The following is an 11,520-nucleotide window of genomic DNA, read 5'->3' as shown; positions in this document are numbered from 1 at the left end:
AACGCAGCTAACGCGAGTATATTCACGAAGAAGAGGCGGACTAGCGTCCGGCCTCTATTCTTCGGTTAAAGGAGTTACAGTATGGAACCAATTGAAGGGAAGGCATACATGGAACAGAATAAACGATCCCGAGTTATGAAAGAAAGACATTACTGGGAAGAATGGACCGGCCGCATATATACGTCGGTTTGTGTCGTTTTTTTAGTTGCAGTCATTGTCTCCATCGTATATTTTGTTGCCTCCAAAGGTGTAGCTACATTTGCGGTGAATGGAGTCAGTCTGCGAGAGTTTTTCTTTGGAACCAAATGGAGCCCAGATGGCGAACCTAAGTCCTTCGGCGCGCTTCCATTTATTACGGGTTCTTTTGCAGTAACCATACTGGCGGCTTTAATTGCCAGTCCGCTCAGCTTATGTGCGGCTTTATTTATGACGGAAATCGTGCCGAAATCGGGAAAACGTATCCTTCAACCCGCGATTGAATTATTATCCGGTATTCCGTCTGTTGTATATGGCTTTGTCGGCTTGACCGTAATCGTCCCGCTGTTACGGAACGTGTTTGGAGGACAAGGCATAGGCATTCTGGCAGGCTGCCTAGTGTTGTCAGTCATGATTTTGCCGACGATTACGAGTATTATGGCGGATGCGTTGTCTTCCTTACCTGGGGGGCTGCGTGAATCCTCCTATGCTTTGGGTGCTACCCGTTGGCAGACGATTGCCCGTGTTATTATTCCGACGCTGTTGCCTGCTCTTTTAACAGGAATTATTCTCGGTATGGCTCGTGCCTTCGGAGAAGCGTTGGCTGTACAGATGGTAATCGGGAATGCTCCGCACATACCGCATTCCTTGCTGGAATCCGCTTCGACCTTGACCAGCGTCATTACACTAAGCATGGGCAATACAGCGATGGGCTCCGTTCATAACAATGCTCTCTGGAGCATGGCGCTTGTTCTTCTGCTCATGACATTCATTTTCGTGCTGCTGGTGAGGCTGCTTGAAAGGAGAAACCGGGTTTGATGAAAGCTAAAACGACCGACAAGATCGCTACATTTGTAATCTGTTTCTTCGCCTTGTTCATTGTTGCACTTTTGGTGGGATTACTGGGCTTCATTTTGGCCCGCGGAGTCAGTCATATTTCTTTTGACTTTTTAACCAGTGCTCCCCAAACATTACGTGCAGGTGGTGGCATTGGTCCACAACTATTTAATTCCGTATTTTTGTTAATCTTAACTTTGATTATCACCATTCCGATTGGCTGGGGCGCAGGTATTTACATGGCGCAATATGCAAAGCCGGGGAAAATTACGGACTTTATACGACTTGTCGTCGAAGTATTGTCCTCGTTCCCGTCTATCGTCATCGGATTGTTTGGACTATTACTTATCGTAAATACGTTTGATTTTGGCTTTTCCCTTTTGTCAGGAGCCTTGGCTTTGGCCGTATTCAACCTGCCGCTGATGGTTCGCACAACGGAGCAGGCTTTCCGAGCTGTGCCGAAGGAGCAAAAGGAAGCCGGACTTGCACTCGGATTGTCCAAGTGGAAAATCATCACCTCCATTTTGTTACCAGCTGCGCTGCCAAGCTTGATTACGGGTACGATATTGGCTGCAGGCCGTATTTTCGGGGAAGCCGCCGCATTGCTGTTTACAGCAGGGATGAGTACGCCGCCGCTTGATTTTACCGATTGGAATCCATTGCATGCCAGATCGCCTATTAACCCGATGCGACCTGCTGAAACATTGGCTGTTCATATTTGGAAGGTCAATAGTGAAGGTATTGCTCCTGACTCCAAAGATATTGCAGCAGGCGCTTCCGCAGTATTGGTACTGCTCGTACTTGTCTTCAACCTGAGTGCAAGATGGTTCGGAAGAGTCGTCTATCGCCGCCTGACAGCAGCCAAACGAATGGATTAGAAAGGGGATGGAGAACAATGGAACAAGTTATTACGCGAACAGCAAGACCAGCAACATCTGTGCAATCTACGCGCTCGGAACAACTTGTGGGGCAACCTCCACACCCGTTTAGTACCGAGGATCTAAGTATTTATTACGGAAGCTTTGAGGCTGTGAAAAAAGTGAATTTGGCCTTTCCCGAGCAGACAGTGACTGCCCTGATCGGGCCTTCCGGCTGTGGTAAATCAACCTTTTTGCGCTCCCTTAATCGGATGAATGATGAGATTGCGTCTTCCTCTACAACGGGGCACATCTGGATGGATGGACAGGATTTGACGGCACCAGAAACGGACGTGATCAAGCTGCGTCAGCAAATTGGCATGGTGTGGCAACGTCCCAACCCTTTTTACAAATCCATTTACAATAATATCGCCTTCGGTCCCAAATACCGTGGGGTGCGCAAAAAGAAGCAGCTTGATGAAATCGTCGAAAGTAGCCTGCGTAAAGCAGCGTTATGGGATGAGGTTAAGGACCGCCTTCACGATTCCGCTCTGGCGCTGTCTGGCGGGCAACAGCAGCGGCTCTGCATTGCACGTGCACTATCCGTTCAACCGAAAATACTGTTGCTTGACGAGCCAGCCTCCGCGCTAGATCCTGTGTCTACAGGCAAGGTGGAAGAGCTTATTACCGAATTGAAAAAAGAACTGCGCATCGTTATTGTGACGCACAACATGCAGCAGGCTGCACGGATTTCCGATTATACTGCTTATTTTTATATCGGAAGTCTGATTGAACATGGGAAAACGAACGATATTTTCACGAATCCTGAAAATGAGCTGACTCAGGAGTACATCATGGGTCGATTTGGTTAAGCGATGTTGCTCATCGACCTACTATATATTAGCTGCACGTAAAATCCTCTTACTAATCCAGCATTAGTAAGAGGATTTTTATTGTTTTCAACGTTTTGTAACTTTTTTAATCTATTAGTAAATTAAAATATATTGATCAATTGGGTATATTTTCATATAATACAACTAACTATTTATCATGTATAAATAGTGGATCAGTTCCCCTCGCTATCAAATAGAATCTTCAGCAAGAACATATAGGGTTCAACTGAACGCAATGACCCAACTCAAAATAAGGGAGAGGTTCAAATGAAGAAGAAGATGTGTCCAACTGCAAAAGTGATAGCGCTTTCAGGTTTGGCGATTACAGTAACGTCAGGACTCCTAAGTCCCTCATGGGCTGCGGCACAGGAGATGGTGCCGGCTACATACGATTCGGGACGTGAATCGGCGACTGCTTCTTATGAGCTTACCACAGATTCAGCTGTGGGACGGGACGTTTATGGTGACGATGTAAATTCAGGTGTTATGGATCGTGAACAATTATTTGGGCTGTCGGCTGTGGCGAAGCCAGCCGCTGTTGTCAATATAGACAGCCTCTTAAACAAGATGCGCGACTTTAGCAAGTTTTCTACGGGGAATACATCCAAGGATACTACGCTTGCCTTAAATATTGTATCCTGGCAATTACCACATGGCGGATTCTTCAAAGCTATGGAAAAGAATTATAAATCCAAATGGGATGGCAAAGCTGCTCGCTCCACATGGAAGAGCAAGGATGGTGTTGAGCTCGGAACGTTCGATAATGAGGCCACGACAACCGAGATTCGCTTTTTAGCGGATGTATACAAAAAAACCAAAAATAAAGACATTAAGAACAGTGTACAAAAAGCAATTGATTTCGTACTCACCTCTCAATATTCCTCGGGTGGCTGGCCTCAGGTATACCCTAAACGTGGTAATTATTCCGATGCTGTAACTTATAATGATGATGCGATGGTCAGAGTTATGGTTTTGGCTGACGATATTGTGAACAAGAAACAGCCGTTTGATAGCGACATTCTGGATAACACTTATCGCTCCAGACTTCAGCAAGCGCTAAACAAAGGTATCCAGTACACAGTCAAGTCTCAAATTGTAAATAATGGTACACCGACAATCTGGGGTGCACAGCACGATCCCGCTACTTATGCATCGGTTGAGGCTCGGGCATTTGAGCTACCTTCCAAAACAACTACGGAATCAGTAGGCATTACTGCTTTTCTCATGTCCCAGCCGCAAACCGCTGAAGTGAAAAAAGCAGCTCAAAGTGCTTTGAAATGGTTTGACGCGAACCGAAACGACGGAATCAAATACAATCGTCAAGGTCCGGAGTTTTTCCAAAAGGACCCATCGAGCGTAATGTGGTATCGGTTCTATAATGTGGAAGACAACAAGTATTTCTTTTCAGATCGGGATGGCAAAAAGTATACCGACATCATGAAAATTAGTGAGGAAAGACGACTTGGTTACGCTTGGGCGGGAAGCCAGGCTAAGAGCTTGCTGAAACTGGCTTCGGATAGCGGATATTATAAATTGTCCAAGCCGCTGCCACAATAATAAAGGCATCATTATTATATATGATTTGCGAGGGCGGACCGGTCGGTCTGCCCTCTTTTTGTTCCCGGGCTGTAAATATGGTTTAATGGAGAGAGGGCAAAATAGAGATAAAGATGCACAAAGATAGGAGAGCTTGTATGACTCAAGAGGAGAAGCAAACGGAATTACGCTGGTATGGCGCAACGCTACGTGTCCGTTATCAGGAAAGCGACCAGATGGGGGTCGTATATCATGCAAATTATTTGAACTGGTTTGAGATCGGGCGTACCGAAATGATCCGACAGGCGGGCTTTAACTATCGGAGTATGGAGGAACGAGGAGTCTTACTGCCAGTTATTGAAATCAATGCGAAATATGCGAGTCCTGCTCGATATGATGATTTAATTACCATTTATACCGCAATTACGGACTTCTCCAGACTACGTCTAAACTATATCTATGAGGTTCGACGGGTAACGGAAGATGAGCATCAAAGGTATCTGGAAAAGGTATGGACCCAGGCAGACACGCTGCCGGGAGAGCTGCTTGTCACAGGGATGACACGGCACGTATGGTTGAACACCGAATGGAAGCCTGTTCGACTGGATCAGGCGCTACCTGAGCTGTACACTGCATTAAGGTTTGCTTTCACAGGCGGGGAGGGACAGAATTCATGATGATGCGTAAACGTCTGTGGCTGTTGCTGCTGCTCATTCCTTTGGCGGAGCTGTACGGGTTTATATGGGTAAGTCACTGGATTGGAGCGGGCAAAACGATTTTACTCATCATTCTGACGACCCTAATCGGGGCTGCCATGATGCAATTTGAAGGTCGTAAGGTGATTGCCGATGCGAAAAATGAAATGAACCGGGGGCAAATGCCCGGCCGCAAAATGCTGGATGGATTATGTGTCTTTTTCGGTGGGAGCTTGCTGCTTATCCCCGGATTTTTAACAGATATTATTGGTTTTACGTTGGTGTTTCCTTTAACACGAGCGTTGTACCGACGCTTTTTACTGAAGTGGCTGGAGAAAAAAATGAAAAACGGCAGTATTACGTTTCGGCGGTTTTGACGTGAGCTGCCGTTTTTCCTATCCATGATCTAGCGGACTCTTCCAGCGAGAATATAGTTGCGCAAGTCCTGAATGACATTCGCGCGATTCAGTGCATCAACGACAATCAGTGATACAGGTCCGATAATTAGTCCTAAAACGCCAAACAGCTTGAGCCCGATGAACATACCGATGAGGGTGGGAAGCGGGTTCAAGCCCACGCTGCTGGCCAGCACCTTAGGCTCCACGATCTGTCGTCCAATCAACAGGATGATATAAAGGATTGACAATCCTACCCCTAGTGCCAAATTACCAGACATATACGCATACAGTATCCACGGAATCATCACAATGCCAACTCCCAAATAAGGTAGCAAGTCCACCAGCCCAATCATCAAACCGATGGTAAAGGCGGATTCCACACGCAATATGAACAGCCCAACAATGACTGTTAATGCCGTAATGGAGATGATAATAAACTGTGCGCGCAAATAGCCGTACAGTGCTTTACGCAGATCGTGCCATATATCCGACAATGGTTTGCGAATCGTATCAGGAACCGTATTTGAGAGCATCCGACTATGTCGGTCCCAGTCCTTACTAATAAAAAAGGCTGCTAATACAATAACCATTAGAACTGCTCCCATATTAGGCAGAGAGGTCAGCAAGTTCAAAACTCCATTAAAAAATTGAGCGACTAGCGTAGTGACAGCCGAACTGACGGTTTGAGTTGTTTTATCAATATTACTGTTAATGGTATGTTGGTAATCCGGATTATCCCGAATAAAATGGTTAATTTCAATAATTACATTTTGAATCAAATCGCTTTGTGTCCAATCGATAAACAGACTTTTAAAACGCTCAATATGCCCGTCAAAAGTCATGGCCAGCTTTATAACTTCTCGGACCATGCGGGTGATTGCCGCAGATAGGATAATTGCAATTCCACCTAAATATACAAATAATGAGACCGTGACAGCCGTCCAACGTGGCATACGGGCTTTATTACGCAGAAAACCAACCAGTGGATTCATGGCATAAGCCACAAGCCAGGCGAATAGGAAAGGATAGATGAGAGGGAAAAGCGCATATATGCCCAGTAACAGAGCTACAATCACAATTGCCACCCATAGAGCACGAAATATGCGATTCAGGATTAATCGGCTCAAGCTCTCACGGCTCCTTTCTTTTGCGATAGTTTTTCATAAAATAAATGCTCTACTATACATATGCGGGAAAGGGGGGAGACAAGACCTGTGTAAAAAAGTGCAAATGAATCAATAATTTTTGTAAGGGGTTTCAAAAATTTCTTTATGGAAGCGATAAAACATTTGAATGTGTTGGAATAGCCCTCAATGTTCACATAAACGACAAAATCCAGTATAGTGAAAGAAGGTTTAAATATTGACATATGGCGTTAACATTACTCAGCTATTTAAAAGGCATATCTTACTTTTGAAAATGTTTACATTGCAAGTCCGTTCACAATGTTTTTACAAAGGAGAGATGTAACGATGACAGCGACTAAAGGTCTGGAAGGGATCGTAGCGACCACTTCCTCCATAAGCTCTATCGTAGATGGCGTTCTCACGTACCGGGGTTATAACATTGATGATTTGGCTGTTAACGCCGATTTTGAAGAGGTAGCTTATTTGTTGTGGTTTGGGAAATTACCTGATAAAGAGCAATTGCAGGAGCTTCGCAACCAGTTAAGCGAATACGCTGCTATTCCGGATGAAATTGTTACTCAATTAAAGTTATATCCGAAAGATTTGAGCACGATGGCTGCCTTGAGATCAGCCGTATCGTCTCTCGCTTTGTATGACCCAGAGGCGGATGATATGTCGAGAGAGTCTAATGTGACCAAAACCGTCAAGCTTCAGGCGCAATTGCCTACCATTGTGGCAGCTATAGCACGTATACGCGAGGGCTTGGAGCCGATTGCGCCTAAAAAAGGTATTTCCATCGCTGAAAACTTTTTGTATCAGCTGACTGGCAAGGATCCCGAGGAGACGGCTATTAAAGCGTTCAATCAGGCTCTCGTGCTGCACGCCGATCATGAATTAAATGCTTCTACCTTTGCTGCGCGTGTAACGGTAGCCACATTGTCGGATATTTATTCTGGAATCACGTCTGCTATTGGAGCTTTAAAAGGACCACTGCATGGTGGGGCTAATGAGGCTGTGGCTAAAACGCTGGAGGAGATTGGTGGTTTGGATCAGGTGGACTCCTATATTCAGGCGAAACTGGATAACCGCGAAAAAATTATGGGCTTTGGACACCGAGTCTATAAAAACGGTGATCCGCGTGCCAAGCACTTGCACAAAATGTCCCGCGAGCTGGGGGAAATGAACGGCGACACAACGTTGTTTGATATGTCAGTTCGCATTGAGGGAATTGTAACTGGGCAAAAAGGCTTGAAACCCAATGTGGATTTTTATTCTGCCTCTGTGTATACCCAGTTGGGTATCAAGAGAGACCTTTTTACACCTATTTTTGCTGTGAGTCGTGTATCTGGGTGGACCGCACATATTTTAGAGCAATATGAAAATAACCGCCTGATTCGTCCTCGCGCCGAATATACAGGGCCAATGGATCAAAAATATGTATCACCAGAGTTGCGCTAACCCCTTGTCGAAGGAAGATTGAGGTTGTATACCCTGAATTTAAAAAATAAGGTACAATAGAGGGGACGACGAGAGATGTACGTTTTTGTCAGTGATAAAGATCATGTCTTTCGTCCTGTACCCATTCATATCTGAGGAGGAAAAGGAACTTATGGCGAAATTTGAAAAGTTTGAGCTCCCAACTGAAGGCGAAAAAATTACGATTGATAACGGTCAACTACAGGTCCCGAACCATCCGGTAATTCCGTTTATCGAAGGTGACGGCACGGGTCGCGATATCTGGAAAGCTTCCAAGCGCGTACTGGACGCAGCTGTAGAAAAAGCATATAACGGCAGCAAAAAGATTGCCTGGTATGAAGTATTCGCTGGTGAGAAAGCTTTCAATACATACGGCGAATGGCTCCCTAACGATACTTTGGAAGCCATCCGTGAGTATATTGTAGCCATCAAAGGTCCACTTACGACACCTATTGGCGGTGGTATCCGTTCGTTGAATGTGGCACTGCGTCAGGAACTGGATTTATACGTATGCCTTCGTCCTGTTCGTTATTTTAACGGTGTTCCTTCTCCAGTGAAACGTCCTGAATTGGTAGACATGGTTATTTTCCGTGAGAACACAGAAGATATTTACGCGGGGATCGAGTATGCTGAAGGGTCCGAAGACGTGAAAAAGGTTATTCAGTTCCTCCAGCAAGAGCTGGGTGTGAACAAAATCCGTTTCCCTGAAACCTCTGGTATTGGTATTAAGCCAGTTTCTTCCGAGGGTTCAAAGCGTCTGGTGCGGGCTGCCATTCAGTATGCTGTTGACCACGGACGCAAGAGTGTAACGCTCGTACACAAAGGTAACATTATGAAATTTACCGAGGGTGCCTTCAAAAACTGGGGTTATGAAGTGGCTGAGGAAGAATTTGCAGATAAAGTATTTACTTGGGCCCAATATGATGTAATTAAGGAAAAAGACGGTGAGGATGCGGCGAATGCAGCTCAAAAAGCAGCTGAAGATGCAGGCAAAATCATTATCAAGGATGCGATTGCTGATATTGCACTTCAGCAAGTACTGACTCGTCCTTCTGAATTTGATGTGATTGCTACGCTCAACCTGAACGGGGACTATCTGTCCGATGCTCTTGCTGCCCAAGTTGGTGGAATTGGTATTGCGCCAGGTGCGAACATTAACTATGTAACAGGGCATGCTATCTTTGAAGCTACACATGGTACAGCTCCAAAATACGCCGACAAAGACGTAGTGAACCCTGGTTCCGTAATTCTGTCGGGCGTAATGTTGCTTGAACACTTGGGTTGGCAAGAAGCGGCTGACCTGATTTACAAAGGGCTGGAGACGTCCATTAATAAGAAGATTGTAACTTATGACTTTGCTCGTCTGATGGATGGTGCTACACAAGTGAAATGCTCCGAGTTCGCAGATACCATTATTAGTAACCTGTAAGGAAGGGGAATACCACTTGTCCATTCAACGTAAAAAAATATCCATTGTTGGCGCCGGTTTTACCGGTGCCACTACCGCATTGCTGCTGGCTCAAAAGGAGCTAGGTGATATCGTACTCATCGATATTCCGCAACTAGAGAATCCGACCAAAGGCAAGGCGCTTGATATTTTGGAGGCCGGTCCGGTACAGGGATTTGACAGCCAGATCACGGGCACTTCCAATTACGAGGATGCAGCAAACTCGGATATCGTCATTATTACAGCCGGGATTGCACGCAAGCCGGGTATGAGCCGTGATGATTTGGTAAATACGAACGCAGGAATTGTAAAATCCGTTTGTGAGAACGTGAAGAAGTATGCGCCGGATTCTATCGTCATTATTCTAAGTAATCCGGTAGATGCTATGACCTATACTGCCTATCAAACGCTTGGGTTCCCGAAAAATCGGGTTATTGGCCAATCAGGTGTGCTGGATACAGCGCGATATTGTACCTTTATTGCACAAGAACTGAACGTTTCTGTCGAAGACGTGCGCGGCTTTGTTATGGGTGGTCACGGTGATGATATGGTGCCCCTGGTACGCTATTCCAGCGTTGGAGGTATACCTATCGAAACCCTGATTTCACAGGAACGTATCGAAGCGATTGTACAACGTACACGTAGCGGTGGCGGAGAGATCGTCAACCTGCTGGGTAATGGTAGCGCATATTATGCACCGGCAGCTTCGCTTGCACAGATGACAGAAGCGATTGTAAAAGATAAAAAACGGATTATCCCGGTCATTGCCTATCTGGAGGGAGAGTACGGCTATCAGGATTTATTCCTTGGCGTACCAACACTTCTTGGCGGCAATGGCATCGAAAAAGTGTTCGAGTTAGAATTGACAGCCGAAGAAAAAGCAGCGCTCGATCAATCCGCCGAATCGGTCCGCAGTGTGATTAAAATAGTTACCGTATAGATTCAATTTTCTACTAAAACGGTGTACTTTTACTTGAAGAGGTGTCCCCAGGTCATAGTCATGGCCGACGGACATCTCTTTTAAATATAAGGAATCTATTCGTTTTCTTCCTTTAATGTTGAAAATTTCAGTTTGGATTTGCTGGCACCAGCGGAGCGAACGGAACGATTGCGGACAAGCGTAAGCGCTCGCCTTTGTCTCCGGATTTATACCCTATAAAATATATTCATATAAATCCGGAGACAGCAGCGATGGTAGCAACGTTTTGTTCGCGGAGCCTCTCCCAAGCACCACCCAAGCTGAAATTTTCCCCGTCATATTCCTTTGCTTTGACCCACTTCCCCGGTATAATAGAGTTCATATGCATTGATAGTTACATAGAAAAGCATGTCCCAAAACATTGCAAAAATGCTAGTCATTCGTTGGAATATGATCGTTCTATGGAAAAAAAAGTTTGTAAGAAAACAAAGAAATGGAGGTTGTAAAGAATGTTTTTTATTCACATTATTGGATCACTGGCGATGGGTTTTTATTTATTGCTCCCCTTCGTTGTGGGCAAAATTGACAAATTGGCTCCTAGCGTGCAGGAGGGAACGATATCGGCTGTTCAGCTATTGAACCGTTTGGCTCAATTTGCGTTGATCCTAGTGCTTGTTAGCGGTATCTATATGATTTTTGCCTGGGATTCTTATTCGGTAGCATGGATCGTTGTTGTTTTGCTGTTGTTTCTCGCTATTTCTGGTATCGCGGGAGCCATGGGTAAGCCGTTACGGCTGTCGCTGGAAGCGATTCGTAGCCAACAGCCTATTACGCAATACGCTGGCAAAATGCGAATGTTCAGTACGCTGCTTGCCGTCTTCCTGATTTTAATTACGTTTTTAATGGTATACAGCCATATTATTTAATTATGCATTTGGTGAGAGCCTATAATCGAATGATGACAAATGCTAAATTGAAAAAACGGTCTGTGCTGAATAAGCATAGGCCGTTTTTTTTGTGCGCTCAAATCACTGCATTTTTCTTTTTTCGTTTAACGGATAACTTTGTGTGGTAAATCAGGAGTAGAGTGGATGCAAATGTTGCATCCTAAAAAATATCTGATTTTGAAGGGAGAATGTA

The 11,520-nt window shown here is 45.1% G+C and carries 11 protein-coding genes; 10 read left to right on the top strand and 1 reads right to left on the bottom strand.

Annotation, left to right across the window (positions count from 1 at the left end; translation table 11 throughout):
• The first annotated feature begins 81 nt into the window (after positions 1–81).
• The 6 genes from pstC (at position 82) to AC5ELV_RS03055 (ending at position 5,390) form a co-directional block, all read left to right on the top strand.
• Positions 82–1,014 carry a phosphate ABC transporter permease subunit PstC gene (gene pstC / locus AC5ELV_RS03080; RefSeq protein WP_013370343.1) on the top strand — a complete coding sequence of 311 codons (933 nt, stop codon included), beginning with the start codon at positions 82–84 and terminating at the stop codon, positions 1,012–1,014.
• The gene (gene pstA, locus AC5ELV_RS03075) at positions 1,014–1,910 is read left to right on the top strand and encodes a phosphate ABC transporter permease PstA (RefSeq protein WP_013309592.1); all 897 of its coding nucleotides are present in this window, start codon (positions 1,014–1,016) and stop codon (positions 1,908–1,910) included. Before pstC ends, pstA begins: the two co-directional genes overlap by 1 nt.
• Positions 1,911–1,927: 17 nt before the next feature.
• On the top strand, positions 1,928–2,761 hold the full coding sequence (gene pstB / locus AC5ELV_RS03070) for a phosphate ABC transporter ATP-binding protein PstB (RefSeq protein WP_493429078.1): 834 nt from the start codon (positions 1,928–1,930) through the stop codon (positions 2,759–2,761).
• Positions 2,762–3,049: 288 nt separating this feature from the next.
• Positions 3,050–4,339: a pectate lyase gene (gene pelA / locus AC5ELV_RS03065; RefSeq protein WP_493429077.1), complete on the top strand. Its 1,290-nt coding sequence runs from the start codon at positions 3,050–3,052 to the stop codon at positions 4,337–4,339.
• A gap of 137 nt (positions 4,340–4,476) precedes the next feature.
• Complete coding sequence (locus AC5ELV_RS03060; protein WP_493429076.1) at positions 4,477–4,995, top strand: acyl-CoA thioesterase; 519 nt, start codon at positions 4,477–4,479, stop codon at positions 4,993–4,995.
• Complete coding sequence (locus AC5ELV_RS03055; RefSeq protein ID WP_013309596.1) at positions 4,992–5,390, top strand: FxsA family protein; 399 nt, start codon at positions 4,992–4,994, stop codon at positions 5,388–5,390. The genes AC5ELV_RS03060 and AC5ELV_RS03055 overlap by 4 nt, the downstream gene beginning before the upstream one ends.
• Before the next feature lie 29 nt (positions 5,391–5,419).
• On the opposite strand, the gene ytvI is transcribed toward AC5ELV_RS03055, so the two are convergent.
• A complete protein-coding gene (gene ytvI, locus AC5ELV_RS03050) occupies positions 5,420–6,538 on the bottom strand; it encodes a sporulation integral membrane protein YtvI (RefSeq protein WP_071640165.1) in 1,119 nt (372 codons plus the stop codon).
• Positions 6,539–6,883: 345 nt separating this feature from the next.
• On the opposite strand from ytvI, the gene citZ reads away from it, so the two are divergent.
• From citZ to AC5ELV_RS03030, 4 genes are all read left to right on the top strand, one after another.
• Positions 6,884–7,996 (top strand): citrate synthase, encoded by a 1,113-nt coding sequence (citZ, locus tag AC5ELV_RS03045; protein ID WP_493429075.1) that lies wholly within the window; start codon positions 6,884–6,886, stop codon positions 7,994–7,996.
• 151 nt (positions 7,997–8,147) lie between these two features.
• Entirely contained in the window at positions 8,148–9,443 is a 1,296-nt protein-coding gene (icd, locus tag AC5ELV_RS03040; RefSeq protein WP_023987916.1) for an NADP-dependent isocitrate dehydrogenase, read from the top strand.
• 16 nt (positions 9,444–9,459) lie between these two features.
• Entirely contained in the window at positions 9,460–10,401 is a 942-nt protein-coding gene (gene mdh, locus AC5ELV_RS03035) for a malate dehydrogenase (RefSeq protein ID WP_493429074.1), read from the top strand.
• A gap of 488 nt (positions 10,402–10,889) precedes the next feature.
• The gene (locus tag AC5ELV_RS03030) at positions 10,890–11,306 is read left to right on the top strand and encodes a hypothetical protein (RefSeq protein ID WP_493429073.1); all 417 of its coding nucleotides are present in this window, start codon (positions 10,890–10,892) and stop codon (positions 11,304–11,306) included.
• The last annotated feature ends 214 nt before the right edge of the window (positions 11,307–11,520 follow it).

This window comes from Paenibacillus sp. NMA1017 (assembly GCF_058895805.1).
The sequence above is the reverse complement of the archived record's forward strand: the minus strand, read 5'-3'. Positions and strand labels throughout refer to the sequence as shown.

Bases quoted from the DNA above. Each gene is read 5' to 3' on its own strand.
- citZ (WP_493429075.1), top strand. From the start codon at position 6,884: ATGACAGCGACTAAAGGTCTGGAAGGGATCGTAGCGACCACTTCCTCC.
- pstB (WP_493429078.1), top strand. From the start codon at position 1,928: ATGGAACAAGTTATTACGCGAACAGCAAGACCAGCAACATCTGTGCAA.
- pstA (WP_013309592.1), top strand. From the start codon at position 1,014: ATGAAAGCTAAAACGACCGACAAGATCGCTACATTTGTAATCTGTTTC.
- AC5ELV_RS03055 (WP_013309596.1), top strand. From the start codon at position 4,992: ATGATGATGCGTAAACGTCTGTGGCTGTTGCTGCTGCTCATTCCTTTG.
- pstC (WP_013370343.1), top strand. From the start codon at position 82: ATGGAACCAATTGAAGGGAAGGCATACATGGAACAGAATAAACGATCC.
- pelA (WP_493429077.1), top strand. From the start codon at position 3,050: ATGAAGAAGAAGATGTGTCCAACTGCAAAAGTGATAGCGCTTTCAGGT.
- AC5ELV_RS03030 (WP_493429073.1), top strand. From the start codon at position 10,890: ATGTTTTTTATTCACATTATTGGATCACTGGCGATGGGTTTTTATTTA.
- icd (WP_023987916.1), top strand. From the start codon at position 8,148: ATGGCGAAATTTGAAAAGTTTGAGCTCCCAACTGAAGGCGAAAAAATT.
- AC5ELV_RS03060 (WP_493429076.1), top strand. From the start codon at position 4,477: ATGACTCAAGAGGAGAAGCAAACGGAATTACGCTGGTATGGCGCAACG.